Origin of the sequence: Aquabacterium sp. (genome assembly GCF_041915145.1) — a bacterium.
Taxonomy (GTDB): domain Bacteria; phylum Pseudomonadota; class Gammaproteobacteria; order Burkholderiales; family Burkholderiaceae_C; genus Aquabacterium.
On the sequence record NZ_JAYSBZ010000046.1, the window covers coordinates 1 to 19,497 of the forward strand.

At 61.3% G+C, this 19,497-nt stretch carries 19 protein-coding genes and 1 pseudogene; 7 read left to right on the forward strand and 13 right to left on the reverse strand.

Going from position 1 to position 19,497, the window contains the following annotated elements:
• Together ACE3SS_RS09795 and clpS are read right to left on the reverse strand one after the other, a co-directional pair.
• The coding region (locus ACE3SS_RS09795; protein WP_374593387.1) for an AAA family ATPase at positions 1-1,845 on the reverse strand (1,845 nt) is incomplete at its 3' end.
• Positions 1,842-2,198, reverse strand: a complete 357-nt coding sequence (gene clpS, locus ACE3SS_RS09800) for an ATP-dependent Clp protease adapter ClpS (protein ID WP_374593432.1) — start codon at positions 2,196-2,198, stop codon at positions 1,842-1,844. The genes clpS and ACE3SS_RS09795, both read right to left, overlap by 4 nt.
• A 262-nt stretch (positions 2,199-2,460) precedes the next feature.
• Between clpS and ACE3SS_RS09805 the strand changes: the two genes are divergently transcribed.
• Positions 2,461-2,739, forward strand: a complete 279-nt coding sequence (locus ACE3SS_RS09805; RefSeq protein WP_374593389.1) for a cold-shock protein — start codon at positions 2,461-2,463, stop codon at positions 2,737-2,739.
• Between the two features lie 100 nt (positions 2,740-2,839).
• Here ACE3SS_RS09805 and icd read toward each other — a convergent pair whose 3' ends face one another.
• The 3 genes from icd to hemN form a co-directional block, all read right to left on the reverse strand.
• The gene (icd, locus tag ACE3SS_RS09810; RefSeq protein ID WP_374593391.1) at positions 2,840-4,093 is read right to left on the reverse strand and encodes an NADP-dependent isocitrate dehydrogenase; all 1,254 of its coding nucleotides are present in this window, start codon (positions 4,091-4,093) and stop codon (positions 2,840-2,842) included.
• 229 nt (positions 4,094-4,322) lie between these two features.
• Positions 4,323-5,111, reverse strand: a complete 789-nt coding sequence (locus tag ACE3SS_RS09815; protein WP_374593393.1) for a sulfite exporter TauE/SafE family protein — start codon at positions 5,109-5,111, stop codon at positions 4,323-4,325.
• A complete protein-coding gene (gene hemN, locus ACE3SS_RS09820; protein ID WP_374593395.1) occupies positions 5,111-6,529 on the reverse strand; it encodes an oxygen-independent coproporphyrinogen III oxidase in 1,419 nt (472 codons plus the stop codon). Before hemN ends, ACE3SS_RS09815 begins: the two co-directional genes overlap by 1 nt.
• Positions 6,530-6,743: 214 nt before the next feature.
• On the opposite strand from hemN, the gene fnr reads away from it, so the two are divergent.
• Positions 6,744-7,460, forward strand: a complete 717-nt coding sequence (fnr, locus tag ACE3SS_RS09825; protein ID WP_374593434.1) for a fumarate/nitrate reduction transcriptional regulator Fnr — start codon at positions 6,744-6,746, stop codon at positions 7,458-7,460.
• A 63-nt stretch (positions 7,461-7,523) separates the two neighbouring features.
• Here fnr and ACE3SS_RS09830 read toward each other — a convergent pair whose 3' ends face one another.
• The 7 genes and pseudogenes from ACE3SS_RS09830 to ACE3SS_RS09860 form a co-directional block, all read right to left on the reverse strand.
• Positions 7,524-7,820 carry a hypothetical protein gene (locus tag ACE3SS_RS09830; RefSeq protein WP_374593397.1) on the reverse strand — a complete coding sequence of 99 codons (297 nt, stop codon included), beginning with the start codon at positions 7,818-7,820 and terminating at the stop codon, positions 7,524-7,526.
• 179 nt (positions 7,821-7,999) lie between these two features.
• Positions 8,000-8,932 (reverse strand): cytochrome-c oxidase, cbb3-type subunit III, encoded by a 933-nt coding sequence (gene ccoP / locus ACE3SS_RS09835; protein WP_374593399.1) that lies wholly within the window; start codon positions 8,930-8,932, stop codon positions 8,000-8,002.
• Positions 8,929-9,096, reverse strand: a complete 168-nt coding sequence (locus tag ACE3SS_RS09840; RefSeq protein WP_374593401.1) for a cbb3-type cytochrome oxidase subunit 3 — start codon at positions 9,094-9,096, stop codon at positions 8,929-8,931. The genes ccoP and ACE3SS_RS09840 overlap by 4 nt, the downstream gene beginning before the upstream one ends.
• A gap of 17 nt (positions 9,097-9,113) precedes the next feature.
• Positions 9,114-9,743: a cytochrome-c oxidase, cbb3-type subunit II gene (gene ccoO, locus ACE3SS_RS09845; protein WP_374593403.1), complete on the reverse strand. Its 630-nt coding sequence runs from the start codon at positions 9,741-9,743 to the stop codon at positions 9,114-9,116.
• A 13-nt stretch (positions 9,744-9,756) separates the two neighbouring features.
• Positions 9,757-11,169, reverse strand: a pseudogene (gene ccoN / locus ACE3SS_RS09850) (cytochrome-c oxidase, cbb3-type subunit I); the annotation flags it as partial.
• A gap of 132 nt (positions 11,170-11,301) precedes the next feature.
• Positions 11,302-11,478 (reverse strand): cbb3-type cytochrome oxidase assembly protein CcoS, encoded by a 177-nt coding sequence (gene ccoS, locus ACE3SS_RS09855; RefSeq protein ID WP_374593405.1) that lies wholly within the window; start codon positions 11,476-11,478, stop codon positions 11,302-11,304.
• A gap of 12 nt (positions 11,479-11,490) precedes the next feature.
• A complete protein-coding gene (locus tag ACE3SS_RS09860) occupies positions 11,491-13,878 on the reverse strand; it encodes a heavy metal translocating P-type ATPase (protein WP_374593407.1) in 2,388 nt (795 codons plus the stop codon).
• 173 nt (positions 13,879-14,051) lie between these two features.
• Here ACE3SS_RS09860 and ACE3SS_RS09865 point away from each other — a divergent pair, with 173 nt between their 5' ends.
• Positions 14,052-14,525 carry a DUF192 domain-containing protein gene (locus tag ACE3SS_RS09865; protein ID WP_374593409.1) on the forward strand — a complete coding sequence of 158 codons (474 nt, stop codon included), beginning with the start codon at positions 14,052-14,054 and terminating at the stop codon, positions 14,523-14,525.
• Between the two features lie 27 nt (positions 14,526-14,552).
• On the opposite strand, the gene ACE3SS_RS09870 is transcribed toward ACE3SS_RS09865, so the two are convergent.
• Complete coding sequence (locus tag ACE3SS_RS09870) at positions 14,553-15,398, reverse strand: patatin-like phospholipase family protein (protein WP_374593411.1); 846 nt, start codon at positions 15,396-15,398, stop codon at positions 14,553-14,555.
• A gap of 176 nt (positions 15,399-15,574) precedes the next feature.
• Between ACE3SS_RS09870 and ACE3SS_RS09875 the strand changes: the two genes are divergently transcribed.
• From ACE3SS_RS09875 to ACE3SS_RS09890, 4 genes are all read left to right on the forward strand, one after another.
• On the forward strand, positions 15,575-16,357 hold the full coding sequence (locus tag ACE3SS_RS09875; protein WP_374593412.1) for a sulfite exporter TauE/SafE family protein: 783 nt from the start codon (positions 15,575-15,577) through the stop codon (positions 16,355-16,357).
• Positions 16,358-16,429: 72 nt separating this feature from the next.
• Positions 16,430-18,127 carry a nitrite/sulfite reductase gene (locus ACE3SS_RS09880; protein WP_374593414.1) on the forward strand — a complete coding sequence of 566 codons (1,698 nt, stop codon included), beginning with the start codon at positions 16,430-16,432 and terminating at the stop codon, positions 18,125-18,127.
• Between the two features lie 41 nt (positions 18,128-18,168).
• A complete protein-coding gene (locus ACE3SS_RS09885; protein ID WP_374593416.1) occupies positions 18,169-18,675 on the forward strand; it encodes a DUF934 domain-containing protein in 507 nt (168 codons plus the stop codon).
• A 30-nt stretch (positions 18,676-18,705) separates the two neighbouring features.
• Entirely contained in the window at positions 18,706-19,497 is a 792-nt protein-coding gene (locus ACE3SS_RS09890; RefSeq protein WP_374593418.1) for a phosphoadenylyl-sulfate reductase, read from the forward strand.

Here is a 19,497-nt window from a genome sequence, read left to right on the forward strand (position 1 = left end):
TTCGGCGCCTGCGTTGGTCGTCATGATGATGATGACGTTGCGGAAGTCCGCCTTGCGACCATTGTTGTCCGTCAGCGAACCATGATCCATCACCTGCAGCAGCACGTTGTAGACATCCGGGTGGGCCTTCTCGATTTCGTCGAGCAGCAACACGGCATGCGGCTTCTTGGTCACGGCCTCGGTCAGCAGGCCACCCTGATCGAACCCCACATAGCCCGGGGGCGCGCCGATCAGCCGGCTCACGGCATGGCGCTCCATGTATTCGGACATGTCGAAGCGAATCAACTCCACGCCGAGGATGAATGCCAGCTGCTTCGCCACCTCGGTCTTGCCGACCCCCGTCGGGCCACTGAACAGGAACGAGCCGATCGGCTTGTCCGGCTTACCCAGACCGGAGCGCGCCATCTTGATGGCGGCAGCGAGCGCTTCGATGGCGGCGTCCTGCCCGAACACCACGCTCTTGAGATCGCGATCGAGCGTCTTGAGCTTGGCACGGTCATCGCTCGACACACTGGTGGACGGCACGCGAGCGATCTTCGCCACGATGTCTTCCACCTCGGCGCGCGTGATGGTCTTCTTCTGCTTGTTCTTGGGCAGTACACGCTGGGCGGCACCGGCCTCGTCAATCACGTCGATGGCCTTGTCCGGCAGGTGCCGGTCACTGATGAACTTGGCGGACAGCTCTGCCGCCGCCTGCAGCGCCCCCAGCGCGTACTTCACGCTGTGGTGCTCCTCGAAGCGCGACTTGAGCCCCTTGAGTATCTCGAAGGTCTGCTCGACGGACGGCTCCACCACTTCGACCTTCTGGAAGCGACGCGACAAGGCCGCATCCTTTTCGAAGATGCCGCGGTACTCGGCAAACGTGGTGGCGCCGATGCACTTGAGCTGCCCGGAGCTCAGCGCCGGCTTGAGCAAGTTGCTGGCGTCCAGCGTGCCGCCGGACGCAGCGCCCGCCCCGATCAGCGTGTGGATTTCGTCGATGAACAGCACCGACCCCGGCTGATCCTTCAACTGCTTCAGCACCGCCTTGAGACGCTGCTCGAAGTCACCACGGTATTTGGTGCCGGCCAGCAGGGCGCCCATGTCGAGCGCATACACCACGGCATCGGACAGCACTTCGGGCACGTCGTTTTGCGTGATGCGCCATGCCAAGCCTTCGGCGATGGCCGTTTTGCCCACTCCCGCCTCGCCCACCAGCAGCGGGTTGTTCTTGCGGCGGCGGCACAACACCTGGATCACCCGCTCCACTTCGGATTCGCGTCCGATGAGCGGGTCGATCTTGCCTTCCTTGGCCAGTTGATTGAGGTTCTGGGTGTACTGCTCCAAGGGGGATGCCTTGGACTCACCCTCTTCCTTGTCGGACTCTTGCGCTGCCCCATCAGGCGACTTGGCCGACTCCGGCGGCTCCGCCTTCTTGATGCCATGCGCGATGAAATTCACGACGTCGAGTCGGGTCACCCCCTGCTGATGCAGGTAGTACACCGCGTGAGAGTCCTTCTCGCCGAAGATCGCCACCAGCACGTTCGCGCCGGTCACTTCCTTCTTGCCATTGCCCGTCGACTGAACGTGCATGATGGCCCGCTGGATCACGCGCTGGAACCCCAGCGTCGGCTGGGTATCGACCTCGTCCGTGCCACCAACGGTCGGCGTGTTTTCCTTGATGAATTGCGACAGGCTCTTGCGCAACTCGTCGAGATTCGCGGAACACGCTCGCAACACCTCGGACGCAGACGGGTTGTCCACCAGCGCGAGCAACAGATGCTCCACGGTGATGAACTCATGGCGCTGCTGACGGGCCTCCACGAAGGCCATGTGCAGACTAACTTCCAGCTCTTGCGCAATCATGCGGTCTCCAGAATGCATTGCAAGGGATGCCCGGCACGCCTTGCGGCAGCCAGTACAAGCTCAACCTTGGTGGCTGCGACGTCCTTGGTGTAGACGCCGCACACACCACGGCCTTCATTATGAATTTGCAACATGATCTGAGTGGCCGTCTCCAGATCACGATGAAAGAATTCCTGCAACACGATCACGACAAATTCCATTGGAGTGAAGTCGTCATTCAGCATCACCACTCGATACAACCTGGGCGGCTTGGTCTTCTGGTCCTGCCGCTCAACGACAACAGCTCCCTGCCCCTCATCACCGGGTGTGCTCGGCAACCCAGACGGGCTTGTCGGCGTGGTCATCAGTGGCATATGCAGCATGAATTCATTCTATGACTGCGCCGCCCGTTTTGCAGACAGCGCATCCATGCACCCATTGGCGCGCATCTTGCGCCTGCCCCACACCATTTCAAGACAAGAAAAGCACCGAAGAGGCTGCGCAACAAGCCGGTTCATGGCGCGTCATCCAGGCGACCAGCCTTTGTCCAGCCGGGTTGCAACGCGACGCCGCCAATTCCTTGACAGTCCATGGTCGCGATCCGAAAATGATTGCAAATAATCAGGAGGGTTCTATATGGCCATCGGAACAGTCAAGTGGTTTAACGACGCCAAAGGCTTTGGTTTTATCGAGCCAGAACAAGGCGGTGGAGATGTATTTGCTCATTTTTCCGCCATTCAAATGGATGGTTTCCGCACCCTGAAACAGGGCTCGCGGGTGAGCTTTGAGTTGATCCAAGGGCCGAAAGGCTTGCTAGCGCAAAACATTCGTCCGTTTGATGCCAGCGATCTCACCATCGCAGCGCTGACTCCCGAACCGCCAACAGCAAGCGAGCACACCTACGTGAGACAGTGAGCGTGACACTACCGCGCACGTTTTGTTGAGCAGAAAAAAAGACCCGCGAATCGCGGGTCTTTTTGTTCATGGCGTCCAACGCGGACACCTACCGCCTCAATCACATATGATCGATCATCACTTGGCCGAAACCGGAGCATGACACCTGCGTAGCACCCTCCATCAGGCGTGCAAAGTCATACGTCACCTTCTTGCTTTGAATGGCGCCATCCATGGAACTGATGATCAGATCAGCAGCCTCAACCCAGCCCATGTGACGCAGCATCATTTCTGCCGACAGAATTTCGGACCCAGGATTGACGTAGTCCTTGCCCGCGTACTTGGGCGCCGTACCGTGCGTGGCCTCGAACATTGCGACCGAATCCGACAAATTCGCTCCGGGGGCAATACCGATGCCTCCAACCTGCGCAGCCAGCGCGTCCGAGACATAGTCGCCATTGAGATTGAGCGTGGCAATCACTGAATACTCAGCCGGACGCAACAGAATCTGTTGCAAGAATGCATCCGCGATCGCGTCCTTGATGACGATATCTTTGCCAGTACGCGGATTCTTGATCTTGCTCCACGGCCCGCCATCGATCAGCTCAGCACCGAACTCCTTTTGCGCCAGCGCATACCCCCAATCACGAAACCCACCTTCAGTGAATTTCATGATGTTGCCTTTATGCACTAGAGTGACGGAGGAACGGTCATTGTCGATTGCGTATTGGATCGCCTTGCGCACCAGGCGCTCGGTGCCTTCCTTGGAGACGGGTTTGATGCCGATACCCGACGTTTCCGGGAAGCGGATCTTTTTAACCCCCAACTCGTTCTGCAGGAAAGAAATCAGCTTCTTGGCTTTATCCGACTGAGCTTCAAATTCAATCCCTGCATAGATATCTTCCGAGTTCTCGCGGAAGATCACCATATCGGTTTTTTCTGGCTCTTTAACAGGGCTGGGCACACCTTTGAAATAACGCACCGGGCGCAAGCAAACGTAGAGGTCAAGCTCTTGTCGCAGTGCGACGTTAAGGGAACGAATACCACCACCGACCGGCGTGGTGAGGGGTCCCTTGATCGAGACTACGTAATCCTTCAGGATCTGCAAGGTTTCTTCAGGCAGCCAGACATCAGGCCCATAAACGCGAGTCGATTTCTCTCCCGCATAGACCTCCATCCAATGGATCTTGCGCTGACCGCCGTAAGCCTTTTGCACGGCTGCGTCAACCACTTTGATCATCACAGGCGTGATGTCGAAACCAGTACCATCACCTTCGATGTAAGGAATAATTGGGCTATTCGGAACATTCAAGGAAAAGTCGGCATTTACCGTGATCTTTTGCCCGCCCTCGGGCACCTTGACGTGTTGAGACATGATTTAGATCTCCTTAATTATTAGGAAGGTCAGTGTGAGGAAAATTCTAATGCAGACATTTCTGCCTTGCGCTCGACAACAGTAGACAAGTTTGGGGTTTGAATCACAGGTTCGGGGCGTGAGTCACCAAAAACGTGCATAAATGACGGCGTTTTGTCTTCAATGCAAGAAATGCTTGGGATGCGATTCATGCCTGTAGGCCGGCCCAGCTGATTCGGCTTATCTCAATTCACCCGCAGATGGCCTGAACCATCTTGCTGGTCGAGTGCAACAGCATCAGTACCGCAGATGCAGCAAGTACCGCACCAGTGATTCGCACAGCCCAAGTCGAATCTGCCAGTTGCCCGAGCGATCTAATCGCCGCAGACCGCCCGCGCGTCAAGCGCACGGGCGCCCAGTCCGACTGCGCTTGAACTGGTTGCGTTCGATTGGCGCCAAACAAGTGAAAGAACCACCGAGAACCCAACCACAGTGCCAGGACGCCGGGCAAGGCGTAGGCAATCATCATCAGGGCTCCACCCCACGCGTGCCCGGCCAGCGACGCCAGAGCCACAGCAGCATAGAGTTGCGCGCACGGCAAAATTGCCCAACACATGCCAAGCAAGAAAGCTCGCAACGGCGAGGGCAATTGGCGCGAACGCCCTGCATGGAGTCGCGCGGACAACTTCTCGAGTGGCAAGTGAACGGATTGCAGCCACGAAGGCACGTGTCCTGTCGCCAACAACACCAGACCTGCTACCAGAATCGCCCCCTGCGCCATAACCCATAGCGGACGCAAAGCAGATACATGACCAGCCAGGAGATGAGCAAATGAAACTGCAGAGGCGGCCACGCCGCCGAGCAGGGCGTAGCCGAACAACCGCCCGACTTGCAGCGCTCCGGCAACTTCACGCGACGAATGCGGCGAGTTGCCACACGACTGTGCCGCAATGGAACACGGTACGCTGCACATGACCAAGCAGTGGGGCACCCCAACCACCCCCATCAGCATCGACGCGATCAACAGCGCACTCGTCATCAGATAATTCTAGAAAACCTCTGCAGCGCCTGGTCAGCTTGAAGATTCTTGTCAAAAACCATGGCAACGGCTCTCACGAAATACCAGCCCAGAGGAGTCACCGTGATGCCGTCTGGTTCGATCGCTATCAAACCGGATTCAGCCAGCGGCACCAACTGCTCCAGCTCACGCGCGAAATAACTCTTGATGTCGATGAGGTGCGCAACCTCAATGGATTCGTACACCAGCCGCCCCTGGCACATGAGCGCCATGATGATGGCACGACGCACCAGATCATCCCGACTCAAGGCAATGCCCTTGATGACAGGGAACGTTCCGGCGCGCACCGCATCGTAGTATTCCGGCAAGGTCTTTGCGTTCTGACTGTAGGTCGCCCCCATACGCCCGATAGCAGACACGCCCAGGCCGATCAAATCGCAATCGGGTTGAGTGCTGTAGCCCTGGAAGTTGCGATGCAGACGCCCCTGGCGTTTGGCCACGGCCAAAGCATCGCCCGGCTTGGCAAAATGATCCATGCCGATGTATTGGTAACCAGCCCCGAGAAACCCACTGATGGCATGAGAGAGCATCGAGATCTTCTCGGCGCCAGCAGGCAAGTCTGCCGCGTGAATACGGCGCTGCGGCTTGAATCGCTGCGGCAGATGCGCGTAGGCATAGAGCGCAATCCGATCCGGTTGCAAAACAGAAATTTGTTCGATGGTCCGCTCAAATGTCTGACGTGTCTGCTTCGGTAGCCCATAAATCAAGTCGACGTTGATCGACTCGAAATGCAGGTCGCGTGCAGCCTGAACAAGCCCAACAACCGATTCCCATGACTGCACACGATGAACAGCCTTTTGCACGTCGGTATCGGTATCCTGCACGCCAAAACTGAGTCGATTGAACCCGAGATTTGCCAGATGCGCCAACCGCTCGGGCGTGACGGTGCGAGGATCGACCTCGATGGAGTATTCGCCGCCCGGAGCCAGCCGGAAAGCGCGCCGAAACGACTCCATTAGGCGCGTCAACTCGGCGTCGCTGAGGAACGTCGGTGATCCGCCGCCAAGGTGCAGTTGCGATACCACCTGCCCCACCCCCAGCACACCCACGTGCAACGCGATCTCGGCCTCGAGCGCATCCAGATATTCGTTCGCTCGTTCGTGATGCTTGGTGATGACCTTGTTGCAGGCGCAGTAGTAGCACACCGACTCGCAAAACGGGATATGCACATAGACCGACAATGGCGCAGCCCCTCCTCCCGCGACATTGGTCATGACGCCGACCCCCTCGCCACGCTGCGCCAAGGCTTGCTTGTATTGCGATGCCGTGAAGGCGTCGACAAAACGGTCGGCGGTGGGATAAGACGTGTAGCGCGGCCCGGTCACGTCCATGCGAGACAACAAGTCTTCGCTCACCGCGACAGGTTGGGCTTGGGTCATGTTTGAGAGGGAATCGGATGCATGCATGCGCCTGACTGTGCCAAACTGTAGGGGTTGAGCCTTGATCTTTCTCAAGGCTCGAGTTCGCTTGACACGGAACAATCGTGATCAATCTTGATTGAGGAAAGTCATGGCCTTGGTTGTCCCGGTTGCCGTTGATTCAAGCGCTGATCATGTTGCTCATTGCGGCACCCGCGCCGATGGAAAACGACCCATGAAGATGGACGCGTTCAAGGTCGCCTGTTCAAACTGCAACCTTCGGGAGTTGTGTTTGCCGGTAGGCTTGTCTCACCCTCAGCTTGAACAACTCGACTCCCTGGTCGCCACGCGACGTACCGTCAAGCGAGGCGATGCGCTGTTTCACGCCGGCGAAGCATTCCGTAGTCTTTACGCAGTTCGCACAGGCTTCTTCAAGACATGCGTCTCGTCCGAAGACGGACGGGAACAGGTCACCGGTTTTCAAATGGCGGGCGAATTGCTGGGCCTGGACGGCATCAGTTCAGATCGGCATGTTTGCGACGCCATTGCGCTCGAAGATGCTCAGGTTTGCGTGATCCCCTACTCTCAACTTGAAGAGTTGTCTCGCGAATTCGGCGACTTGCAACATCAGTTTCACAAGATCATGAGTCGCGAAATCGTACGCGATCAGGGAGTGATGCTGCTGCTCGGCAGCATGCGGGCCGAAGAACGCCTGGCGGCGTTTTTACTGAATCTGACCCAGCGCTTACATGCCCGCGGGTTCTCGGCGTCAGCGCTCGTTTTGCGCATGACGCGGGAAGAAATCGGTAGCTACCTCGGCCTCAAGCTTGAAACCGTGAGCCGCACTTTCTCGAAATTTCAGGATGACGGCCTGCTGGAGGTCAAGCAGCGTGACATCCGCATTCTCGACGACGAGGGCTTACGCAAGCTCGTCAACACCGCGCGTTGCTGAACAGCCTGGCGAGTACAAGATACACAGCCAAGCGCGGGCTCAACACCATTGCCAATTGAACGGTCATTGATCAGTTTTTTTTGGCGCAACCGGCTGCGCAGCGTGATTGCGAACCGACATGGCCGGGCTGGTCGCCACAGAAGTAGCCTGCCTCATGGCAGTGGCTTCGTCGTCTGCAGGATGTTGTTGAACCACCTCGGGCGGCAACGGCGGGTCGGGATGCTTGATGATGAACACCGCCGTAACGACGCAGGCAATCACCACTGCCAATGGCCCCGACACAACCAGCCAGATCATGGTGTTACGCCACCATGGGGCGGTCATCACTTCTTGGGACGCAGGGGTCATCGCAGCCTTCATTTCGATCTCGCTCAAATGACGCGAATGGCTAGAAATAAGCCGCCCACGTCGACCTACCACTTGAAAACAGACTGCCTGACTCGAGCTTCGGAATGAATCAAGAGACGCTCCCAGAAACGCCGTGACGGGCGTTTCTGGCGGAGTCTTCAAGGCAAATCGCCCCTCGGCGCGGGCTTGGATTACGGTTTGACAGCGCTGGCTGGATTGTTTGACAAGCCCCACACATAAGCGGCCAGCACGTGAACTTGGGCTGGCGTGAAGCGCGAGCCTTGTGGCGGCATCACGTTGTGCTTGCCATGGGTGATGGCGTCCACGATGGCCTCTTCGCCCCAACCGTGCAGCCAGATCTTGTCAGTGAGGTTGGGAGCCCCAATGATTTGATTGCCCTTGCCGTCCGGACCGTGACAAGCCGCACAGGCCGCAAACTTGGCGCGCCCCAATTCAGCCGAGATGGAGTTGTGCGCGCTACCCGACAGACTCAACACATAGTTCGCCACGTTCTTCACGTCTTCGGGCGAGCCGACTGCAGGAGCCATCACCGGCATGTTGGCTTCACGACCATCGACGATCGTCTGTTCAATGTATTCCGGCGTGCCGGCTCCCAGCCAGTCCTTGTCGGTCAGGTTGGGGAAGCCCTTGCTGCCTTTGGCATCCGAGCCGTGGCAGACGGCGCAGTTGTTGACGAACAGCCGCTCGCCAATCGCCATGGCTTTCGGATCATGGGCCAGTTCCTCGGTCTTGGCGGCCGCATAGCCCGCATAAACCGTTGCCAACTGGGCATTGGCCGTCTCGACTTCTTTTTCGTATTGACTGAAACGCGTCCACCCCAACTTGCCGGGGTTGGTGCCCAGGCCGGGATACAGCGTCAGGTACGTCGCAGCAAAAACGATGGTGATGATGAACAGCCCCACCCACCAACGCGGCAGCGGGTTGTTCAGTTCGACCAGATCGTCGTCCCAGACGTGCCCGGTGGTGCCGGGTGCGTTGGGATCTTCGCCTGGACGAATCTTGCGCTTGCTGGCGACCACCAGCACGAACACGCAAAACAAGATCGATGCAATGACCAGCACCGTCACATAAGTGGCCCAGCCACTGTTCACAAAATCGCTCATGACTGCTCCTGCGCGCGCTGCAGCGCGTTCTCGTCCATGAATGGCAGTTGCGCGGCCTCATCGAACCGCGAGGTATTGCGGCGGGAATATGCCCAGAACACGATGCCGACAAAGGCACAGAGGCTCAACACCGTCGCAACGCTGCGCAAAATATTGATATCCATGATCAACCCGCTCTCGCTTATTTGACGAAAGTACCCAGCACCTGCAGATAGGCCACCAGGGCGTCGAGTTCGGTCTTGTCCTTGAGCTCGTCACCCGCAGTGGCGATTTCGGCGTCGGTGTAGGGCACGCCAACGGTGCGCAGGGCTTGCATCTTGGGCGCCACATCAGCCGGGTTCAGGGTGGCCGCTTCCAGCCAAGGATAGGCAGGCATCACCGACTCAGGCACGACATCGCGCGGGTTGTGCAAGTGCACCTTGTGCCATTGGTCGCTGTAGCGGCCGCCCACGCGAGCGAGGTCCGGGCCCGTACGCTTGGAGCCCCATTGGAAGGGGTGGTCGTAGACGAACTCGCCCGCCACCGAGTAGTGGCCGTAGCGCATGGTTTCAGCACGCAGCGGACGGATCATCTGCGAGTGGCAGTTGTAGCAGCCTTCGCGGATGTAGATGTCGCGCCCCGTCAACTGCAGCGGGGTGTAGGGCTTGAGACCCGGCACCGGCTCCGTGGTGGAGTGCTGGAAGAACAGCGGAACGATCTCGACCAATCCACCGAAGGAAACCACCACGAGGATCAAAACGATCATCAGGAAGTTGTTGGTCTCGATCTTCTCGTGCGAAAAACCAGGGGTTTCGTGATGTTGTTCAGCCATGGTTTTTTCTCCTTCAAGCGCGAGCGGTAGCAGGAGCCGACGCTGCGGCGCTACCGGAACTCGTCGCGGTCATCACGGTGTTCCAGGCCATGATGCACATGCCACTCAAATACAACAGACCACCGGTCAGACGAATCACGTAGAACGGATAGGTCGCCTTCACGCTTTCAACGAAGCTGTAGGTCAGCGTGCCATCGGGGTTGACCGCGCGCCACATCAGGCCTTGCATCACACCGGCGATCCACATCGCGGCGATGTAGAGCACGATGCCGATGGTGGCGATCCAGAAGTGCAACTCGATGGCGCGCACGCTGAACATCTGTTTCTTGCCGAACATGCGCGGAATCAGGAAGTACAGCGAACCCATCGACACCAGGCCCACCCAACCCAGGGCACCGGAGTGCACGTGGCCGATGGTCCAGTCGGTGTAGTGCGACAGCGCGTTCACGGTCTTGATGGACATCATCGGACCTTCAAAGGTCGACATGCCGTAGAACGACAGCGACACGATCAGGAACTTCAGGATCGGATCGTCGCGCAGCTTGTCCCAGGCACCCGACAGGGTCATGATGCCGTTGATCATGCCGCCCCAGCTGGGGGCCAGCAGGATGAGCGAGAAAACCATGCCGACGGATTGCGTCCAGTCAGGCAGCGCGGTGTAGTGCAGATGGTGCGGACCGGCCCACATGTACGTGAAGATCAGCGCCCAGAAGTGCACGATCGACAGGCGATACGAGTAGACGGGGCGACCAGCCTGCTTGGGAATGAAGTAATACATCATGCCCAGAAAGCCAGCGGTCAGGAAGAAGCCCACGGCATTGTGGCCATACCACCACTGCACCATGGCGTCTTGCACGCCAGCGTAGGCCGAGTAGCTCTTCCAGAGCGTGACGGGCACTTCGGCGCTGTTGACAACGTGCAGCAACGCCACCGCCAGGATGAAGCCGCCGTAAAACCAGTTGGCCACGTAGATGTGCCGAACCTTGCGAATGCCCACCGTGCCGAAGAACACGATCGCGTAGGCCACCCACACCAGGGTGATGGCGATGTCGATCGGCCATTCGAGCTCAGCGTATTCCTTGCCCGAGGTGATGCCCAGGGGCAGCGTGATCACGGCTGCCACGATGACCAACTGCCAACCCCAGAAGGTGAAGGCAGCCAGTTTGTCGGAGATCAGGCGCACGCCACAAGTGCGCTGCACCACGTAGTACGACGTTCCGATCAGCGAGCAACCACCGAACGCGAAGATCACCGCGTTGGTGTGCAGCGGACGCAAACGCCCGAAGCTGATGTAGGGGATGCCGAAGTTGAGCTCCGGCCACGCGAGTTGCGCCGCGCAGATCACCCCCACCAACATCCCCACGACGCCCCACAGTACCGCTGCCAGGACAAACTGGCGTACAACCTTGTCGTTATAGGCGACGGCCGAGGCTTTTAAAGCGGCCTCACCGCTTGCGGTACCCGATCCGGATAGAACTCCGCCAGTTGCCTGCGCTGCTCCAGACATGCGCTTCCTCCAAGTCAACGATGAAAACGATTGTTGGGAACGAGTCCCCAGTCAGGATTGACCCTCATCAAGCGATGAAGCAATAAAACCTTGCTCAGGTTCAAGAATCCGAAGACCCTCGCGCTCCAGATCGTCAAATTGGCCGGCTCTGAGTGCCCAGGCAAACACGCCCAGGATGATCAGTGCCAAGCCAACCGACAGGGGAACCAGCAAATAGACGATTTCCATGGATGCGCCCGCTCAGGCCACGGCCGATCGCGGACTGACCACCACCGAAGCCTTCAGGGATGAAGGCATCGAGTCATCCAGTCGGCGACCCAGACGCAACGCGTTGAGTACCACGAACAGGGAACTGCACGCCATGCCAAGACCGGCCAACCAGGGCGCAAGCCACCCCACGACCGCCAGCGGCACGCTGATCGCGTTGTAAGCCACCGCCCAGCCCAGATTCTGGCGAACGACTCGCATGGCGCGACGCGCCAGTATCAGGGCTCGCACCACATCCGACGGGTGGCTGCCGAGCACGATGAAGTCCGCCCGCGCCTGCGCCAGTGCCGCGCCATGCCCCATGGCGAACGACGCGTCGGCACGCGCCAGCACGGGCGCATCGTTGATGCCGTCGCCGACCACGACGACGCGATGCCCAGCCTGCTGAGCCTGCGCCACCACGACGAGCTTGTCTTCGGGGCGCGCCTCGGCGCGGGCCGCGTTGAGCCCCAGTTGCCGGGCCAGCAGGTGGACGCGCTCATGCAAGTCGCCCGAGAGCACGATCACATTCAGGCCCAGCGCCTGCAGATCCTTGACCGCCTGCGCCGAATCAGGCCGCAAGGCCTCTTCGATGTCGAACCCGGCCACCTGACCCGCAGGGCCGCGCAGCCAGACGCGCGGCGATTGCATCGCGTCCAGACGGAATCCCAAGGCCAGCGCCTCGTCGTCCGACACGCCCGCCCAAGCCGCCGACCCCAAGCGCCAGCGCCCCCCCAGGTCATCGAGCGCCTCCAGTCCTGCGCCGGACGCCTCGCGCACATCCGTCCAAGTCGGCGGCACAGCAACGTCATGCGAAGGGCCCGATTGAACCGCGCGTGCCAGAGCCTGCGACAAGGGGTGGCGCGAATAGCCAGCCAACGCGCCGGCGCGTGCAAGCAAATCAGACGAGGTCGCGCCGAGCGCATGCACCTGATTGAGACGCAAGCGGTCGTCGGTCAGCGTGCCGGTTTTGTCGAACACCACCGTATCGGCCTTGGCCAAAGCCTCGAAGGCGTCAAACCGCTGCACCAGCACCCCTCGGCGCGCCAAGGCGCCAGCAGCGGCCACCATGGCCGAGGGCGCGGCCAGCGACAAGGCGCATGGGCAGGTGACAATCAACACCGACACCGCAATCCAGATCGAACGGGCCGGTTCGATGAACATCCAGACGCCTGCGGCCGCCACGGCCAGCAAGAGCACGCCCCACAGGAACGGCACGGCGATCTGGTCGGCCAGACGCACCCACGACGGGCGCTCGGACATGGCCCTTTGCATCAACGCCACGATGCGTTCGTAGCGGGTGTCGCCGCCCAAACACTCGACACGCATGACCACCGGGTTGACCAGATTGTGGCTGCCCGCCATGACCATAGAGCCGGTATCCCGATCGACCGGACGTGATTCGCCCGTCAGCAAGGCTTCATCGACCTGGGTGCGCCCCTGCACGATCACCCCATCGGCCGGGAAGGCCTGGCCCGCCGACACGCGCACCTCATCGCCCACACGCAGCCGGGCAGGCGCCACCAGCTCGGTCTGGTCGCCGAGGACGCGCTCCACGCTCTCGGGCAGACGGTGCAGCACGCTCTCAAGCGCCTCGGCTGCGCGGCGACGCGCACGCTGCTCCAGCGCGCGGCCGATCAGCAAAAAGGTGACGAACATGGTGAGCGAGTCGAAATACACCTCGCGGCCCCAGGCCGACGTCTGGCCCGGCGCGATGGCGTCGAACGTGGCGCCGGTGCTGGCGATGAAGGTGACGAGCACGCCCAGCGCGATGGGGACGTCCATGCCGATGCGCCCGCGCCGAAGAGCGCGCCAGGCGCCGCTGTAGAACGGCGTGGCGGCGAACAGCACCACCGGCAGGCTCAGCAACCAACTGGCCCAGCGCAGCAGCTGGATGATGTCGGCGCTGATGTCGCCCGGCGCAGCCACGTACATCGGCGTGGCGTACATCATGACCTGCATCATGCAAAAGCCGGCCACGAACAGGCGCCAGACCGCCTGGCGCGACTCCAGCGTTTGCTTGGCACGCTGCTGCGTGGCGGTATCCGGAAAGGCCTTGTAACCGGCGCGCTGAATCGCCTCGATCAGGCGTGACGCCTTGGTGCGGGCGGGATCCCAGCGAACCTGGGCGCGTCGGCTGGCGGCCTGCACCTGGGCATCGAGCACGCCGTCAACCCGGCGCAAGGCTTGCTCGATCAGGCTGGCGCACGCGGCACAATGCAGGCCATCGAGCACCAAGCGTGAGCAGGCCTCTCTCGCGCCCCCCTCGGGCTCGGCGAACGTGGTGTAGCGCGCAAGCTCAACCTCGTCGTCCAGGGCGGCGGCTTCTTCAGCGCGCAAAACCGCACGCTCAACCGGCAACGAGGTTGATGAAATGGACATGGAAGGTGCGAGCTCACGGCACGCCGAGCGCGCTGCAATGAGGTCTTGAATCTGGAAGTTCTGGAAAGAGCAAGATCGTAATCTATCAATGCCCCCGACGACGAATCATGACCTGCATTAATCTTCCGAAGCAAGTAAATATCCCTACATCAAGTTCAACAGTCCCTCGCCGCATGAAAAACCGCGTCAAACAGGTCATCGCCCTAACCGCATTGACTTTCGTCAGTGCCTCGCAGGCACAAGGGACGGGCGCCCAGGACGGCCCGCAGCACCTGCCGTCGATCCAGCTCGGCGCGGGCATGTTCAATATCCAGACCGAAGTGGCGCTGACCGAACAGCAGCGCGAGATCGGTTTGATGCACCGAACCAGCCTGGGCCCCTATCAAGGCATGCTGTTCGTGTTCGACGCCCCGGCCAAACAGTGCTTCTGGATGAAGAACACCTTGATCCCACTGTCGGTGGCCTTCGTCGCCAACGACGGTACCATCATCAACATCGACGAGATGAAGCCGCAGACGCTCGACCCGCACTGCTCGGCCCAGCCGGTGCGCTTCGTTCTCGAAATGAGCGAGGGATGGTTCGCCAAGCGCGGCATGAAGGCCGGCAGCAAGCTCACCGGCAAGCCGTTCGGCACCGGTCAGCCTTGAGCCGCAGCGCCGGCCGGCCCGGCTCGATCAGCGCGTCTTGGCGGCGATGCGGTCCTTGAGCGCGGGCAGCACGGTCAACATCGCTTCGCGTCCGGCCAGAACCGAGAGGCGCCGCGCCGTGAAATCGGCGCTTGACACCCCCGCCAGCTTCGGCACGACGACCACATCGGCATCCTTCAGCTCATAGTGATTGATACTGCGCCCCATGATCGAGAAGGTCTGCAGCAGCATCTTCATGGCGTCGCCCGTGGGGGCACCTTCGGGGGACGCTGAAATGTCGACCGCGATAACCACGTCGGCCCCCATCTGCCGGGCGAAGCGCACCGGCACGGGCGCGACCAACCCGCCGTCCACATACTCGCGGCTGCCGATCTTGACCGGCTCGAACACCGCCGGCACCGCGCTGGAAGCCCGCACCGCCATGCCCGGGTCGCCGCGCTGAAACAGGATCGGCTGACCATTGCCCAGATCGGTGGCGACGATGCCCAGCGGGGTCTTCATGGCCTCGATATTCAAGCCGCCGGTCTGCTGCCGCACATATTTGGCCAGAGCCTCGCCACGCATCAACGCCCGACCGGGAAAGGTCCAGTCGGTAATGGCCGACTCGTCCATGCGCTCGGCCAGCTGGCCCAGTTCGACCCCGTTCTTGCCGGACGCATACATCGCCGCCACCAAGCTACCAGCTGAGGTGCCCACCACCAGGTCCGGCTTGATGCCGTTTTCTTCCAGCACCTGGATCACGCCGATGTGCGCAAAACCGCGTGCCGCGCCGCCCCCCAGCGCCAAGCCAATGCGCGGTGGCTTGGGGGCCGGCTTGGGCGGAGGCGGCGCCACCACCGGCGGCGGCGTGGGCTCGGGCTTGCTCGGCAGCATCGAGCAGCCAGCCAGCAGCAACCCCGCCAGCCCGACGACACCGAGCGTCCGGGTGGCGCGCCGACGGCCAAGCCGACCACATAATTCCAAAGGAGAATAAGTAAACGAAAAAACTATACTTTTCATATCTATAGAAGCTCTCTACAGTCCGACCTCTTAGAAAAGAGGCTGTGTTCATGACCTTTGACTGGGTAGCCATTGTGGCGGGTGCCGGCGTCGGCTTGATCGTCGGATTGACCGGCGTGGGCGGTGGATCGCTCATGACGCCGCTGCTGGTGTCGTTCTTCCATCTCGACAAGGCCATCGCCATCGGCACCGACCTGTGGTTTGCCGGCCTGACCAAGGTGTCAGGCTCCGTGGCGCACCACCGAGAACACCACGTCGACTACCACATCATGAAAAAGCTGCTGTGGGGCAGCATGCCGGCCACGGTGGGCACCATGATCTACATGCACACCAGCGGCATCCACCGCTCGAAAGACGGGCCGCTCACCTACGCCCTGGCCTCCTCCCTGGTCTTGACGGCGGTTACCGTGGCGTTTCGCCCGGTTTGGTTCAAGGTGGGCGTCTGGCTCGAACGCTACATCACCCGCGAACGCCGCGCCCCGCTGACCGTGCTGTGCGGAGCCATTCTTGGCGTGCTGGTGTCGCTGAGCTCGATCGGCGCCGGCGCGCTGGGCGCCACGCTGATCCTGCTGCTCTACCCTCGCCTCGATATGAAGCGCCTGGTGGGCACCGACATCGCTCACGCCGTGCCGCTGACCATCGTGGCCGGCATCGGCCACGCCTCGCTGGGCAACGTGCACTGGAACCTGCTGATCGAGCTGCTGGTCGGCTCCATCCCCGGGATCTGGGTGGGCGCCAAGTTGACCAAACATTTGCCTGAGAAAATCACCCGTTTCGCGCTCTGTCTGTGCCTGCTTTTCGCGGCCTACAAGATGCTCTTCCCGACGGGTTGAGCCATCCCGGCGCCAGCCAGACCAAGCCCGACACGAATCATTGATCCCGGTACTGCCAACCGGAAGACCATCATGTACCAGTACACCGACTTCGACAAACAGTTCGTTCATCAGCGCGCCGCGCAGTTTCGAGATCAGCTCGAGCGCCATCTCAATGGGCAGTTGGCGGATGAAGATTTCCGTGCGTTGCGCTTGCAAAACGGCTGGTACATCCAGCGCCACGCCCCGATGACCCGCGTGGCGGTGCCCTATGGCGAGTTGTCGACCCGCCAGTTGCGCCAGCTCGCGCGCATCGCCCGCGAGTTCGACAAGGGCTACGCGCACTTCACCACGCGCCACAACTGCCAGTACAACTGGATCCCGCTCGAGCGCGCCGCCGATGTGATGGACCTGCTGGCCGATGTCGACATGCATGGCATCCAGACCTCGGGCAACTGCATTCGCAACATCTCGACCGATTACCTCGCGGGGATCGCGCCCGACGAAATCGTCGATCCGCGCCCGTATTGCGAGGTGATTCGCCAGTGGTCGAGCCTGCACCCCGAGTTCGTGTTCCTGCCTCGCAAGTTCAAGATCGCCGTCACGGGCGCGACCGAAGACCGCGTGGCGTCGGGCTGGTACGACATCGGGCTGCACATGCGCAAGAACGACGCTGGCGAGGTGGGTTTTCGGGTGTTCGTCGGCGGTGGCATGGGCCGCACACCGATCATCGGCACGCTGGTGCGCGATTTTTTGCCGTGGCAGCAAATCCTCGTCTACATCGAGGCCATCATGCGTGTGTACAACCGCCACGGCCGACGCGACAACTCGTTCAAGGCACGCATCAAGATTCTCGTGAAGGCGCTGGGCGAGCAGTTCGCCAAAGATGTCGAAGCCGAGTTCGATGCCATCCTCAATCGCGATGCAGGCGGCACCAACCACTTGATTCCGCAAGCCGAGTTCGACCGTGTGGCGGCATGTTTTGCGTATCCGGCCAACGTGCAGCCCGCAGATGGCCCGGCCTGGGTGCCGCCCGCCGATGCGCCGGCGGCGTTCTTGAAATGGCTCGAGCGCAACACGGTGGCGCATCGCGTCAAGGGCTATCGCGCGGTGAATCTGTCGCTCAAGCGCGTGGGGCAGGCGCCTGGCGATGTCACCGCCGGGCAGATGGAGGCCGCCGCCGATCTGGCCGACCGCTACAGCTGCGGCGAGCTGCGCGTGAAGTACGACCAAAACCTCGTGCTGCCGTGGGTGCGCGAGGCCGATCTGCTGGCGGTGTGGCAGGCAGCCAAGGCAGCATCGTTTGCAGCGCCCAACATCGGGCTGCTCAGCGACATGATCTCGTGCCCCGGCGGCGATGTGTGCGCGCTGGCCAACGCGCGCTCGATTCCGATCGCCAACGCGTTGATCGAGCGCTATCAGGATCTCGATGAGCTCGAAGACATCGGCGACATCGATTTGCACATCAGCGGCTGCATCAACTCGTGCGGCCACCACCACAGCGGCCACATCGGCATCCTGGGTGTCGATAAAGACGGCAGCGAGTGGTACCAGGTGACGCTGGGTGGCGCCGACGGTTCGCATGGCTCGCCCCACGCCACGCCGGGCAAGGTGATCGGGCCGTCGTTCGCATCCGACGAGGTGGTGGACGTGGTCGAGGCGCTGATCGACACCTACTGCCGCATCCGCACAGCCAACGAAACCTTTCTCGAAGCAGTGCGCCGCGTGGGCATCGATCCGTTCAAGGCGGCGGCCAACGCCGTGCGCCGCACCACGGCCAAGGCGGCCTGAGCCTCATCCCGCAGCTGTTTCAACCGATCTCAGAGCACATCATGTCCAGACTCACGCTTGAATTCGTCGTTCCGCGCCACGACCCCTGGCGCAAGCTCGAAGGCGAAGATGGCCCGATCTCGCACCCCAAGCCGGCCAAGCACCTGCTGCTGACACTCGCGCAATGGCACGCCGTGCGCGACACCTGGCCGTCCGATCTGCCGGTGGGGGTGCGGTTTCCGCACGATCACGACATCGAAGAGCTGGCCGCCGACTTGCCGCGGCTGGCGCTCGTCGAGCTGCAGTTTCCAAAATGGACGGACGGGCGCGCCTACAGCCAGGCGCACTTGCTGCGCGCACGCCATCGATTCGCTGGCGAAATCCGCGCCCACGGCGACGTGGTGGCCGACATGATGCCGATGCTCGCGCGCACGGGCTTCAGCAGCGTGGTGCTGCGCGCCGATCAAAGCCGCGAGATTGCCGAGCGCGCCCTCAACCTGTTCGCCGGCGTGGGGCACTATCAGGGCGATGTGCGCGAACCGCAGCCACATTTCGTGCGCGCGGCCTGAACACACCGGGCCAGACGCAAGGATCTCACCATGAGCACCTCCTCTTCGATCAACCTCCTATCGCCCATCGGCGGCGCGGCGCCTTCAGGGTCGGCTATCGGCCTGTATGCCCGGCCCAGCCCCGAGTTCGACGCCAAGCTCGCCGACACACTCACGCTGCTGCAGGCCGCCGCCGCCGAGCACCCCGGCGCGGTGGTGCAGGCCACCAGCCTGGGCGTCGAAGACATGATCGTCACCGATCTCATCGCGCGGCACGGTCTGCGCATTGCGGTGGGCACACTCGAAACCGGCGCGCTGCACCCCGAAACCGTGGCGCTCATTGGCACCATCGAATCGCACTACGCCGACGCCTTTGGCGGCAAGGGCGTCAAGGTCGAAGTCTACAAACCCGTGGCCGAAGCCGTGATCGAGTTCGTGCGCAAGAACGGCGAGAAGGCCATGTACGAAAGCATCGGGCTGCGCAAAGCCTGCTGCGGCATCCGCAAGCTCGAACCGCTGGCGCGCATGCTGGGTGGCCGCACCGCCTGGATCACCGGCCTGCGCCGCGAACAAAGCAACAACCGCGGCGGCATGCTGGCGCGCGAACACGACGACGCGGGCCGCGCAAAATTCAACCCGATGATCGATTGGACGTGGGGCGACGTGTGGCACTACGTGAAGACCTTCAACGTGCCCTACAACCCGTTGCACGATCAATTCATGCCCAGCATCGGCTGCGCGCCATGCACGCGTGCCATCGCGGTGGGCGAAGACTTCCGCGCCGGGCGTTGGTGGTGGGAAGACGAGAAGGCCAAGGAATGCGGCCTGCACGTCCACAAATGA

Coding starts and splice junctions, on each gene's coding strand:
- clpS (WP_374593432.1), bottom strand. CDS start 2,198: ATGCCACTGATGACCACGCCGACAAGCCCGTCTGGGTTGCCGAGCACA.
- ACE3SS_RS09805 (WP_374593389.1), top strand. CDS start 2,461: ATGGCCATCGGAACAGTCAAGTGGTTTAACGACGCCAAAGGCTTTGGT.
- icd (WP_374593391.1), bottom strand. CDS start 4,093: ATGTCTCAACACGTCAAGGTGCCCGAGGGCGGGCAAAAGATCACGGTA.
- ACE3SS_RS09815 (WP_374593393.1), bottom strand. CDS start 5,111: ATGACGAGTGCGCTGTTGATCGCGTCGATGCTGATGGGGGTGGTTGGG.
- hemN (WP_374593395.1), bottom strand. CDS start 6,529: ATGACCCAAGCCCAACCTGTCGCGGTGAGCGAAGACTTGTTGTCTCGC.
- fnr (WP_374593434.1), top strand. CDS start 6,744: ATGAAGATGGACGCGTTCAAGGTCGCCTGTTCAAACTGCAACCTTCGG.
- ACE3SS_RS09830 (WP_374593397.1), bottom strand. CDS start 7,820: ATGAAGGCTGCGATGACCCCTGCGTCCCAAGAAGTGATGACCGCCCCA.
- ccoP (WP_374593399.1), bottom strand. CDS start 8,932: ATGAGCGATTTTGTGAACAGTGGCTGGGCCACTTATGTGACGGTGCTG.
- ACE3SS_RS09840 (WP_374593401.1), bottom strand. CDS start 9,096: ATGGATATCAATATTTTGCGCAGCGTTGCGACGGTGTTGAGCCTCTGT.
- ccoO (WP_374593403.1), bottom strand. CDS start 9,743: ATGGCTGAACAACATCACGAAACCCCTGGTTTTTCGCACGAGAAGATC.
- ccoS (WP_374593405.1), bottom strand. CDS start 11,478: ATGGAAATCGTCTATTTGCTGGTTCCCCTGTCGGTTGGCTTGGCACTG.
- ACE3SS_RS09860 (WP_374593407.1), bottom strand. CDS start 13,878: ATGTCCATTTCATCAACCTCGTTGCCGGTTGAGCGTGCGGTTTTGCGC.
- ACE3SS_RS09865 (WP_374593409.1), top strand. CDS start 14,052: ATGAAAAACCGCGTCAAACAGGTCATCGCCCTAACCGCATTGACTTTC.
- ACE3SS_RS09870 (WP_374593411.1), bottom strand. CDS start 15,398: ATGCTGCCGAGCAAGCCCGAGCCCACGCCGCCGCCGGTGGTGGCGCCG.
- ACE3SS_RS09875 (WP_374593412.1), top strand. CDS start 15,575: ATGACCTTTGACTGGGTAGCCATTGTGGCGGGTGCCGGCGTCGGCTTG.
- ACE3SS_RS09880 (WP_374593414.1), top strand. CDS start 16,430: ATGTACCAGTACACCGACTTCGACAAACAGTTCGTTCATCAGCGCGCC.
- ACE3SS_RS09885 (WP_374593416.1), top strand. CDS start 18,169: ATGTCCAGACTCACGCTTGAATTCGTCGTTCCGCGCCACGACCCCTGG.
- ACE3SS_RS09890 (WP_374593418.1), top strand. CDS start 18,706: ATGAGCACCTCCTCTTCGATCAACCTCCTATCGCCCATCGGCGGCGCG.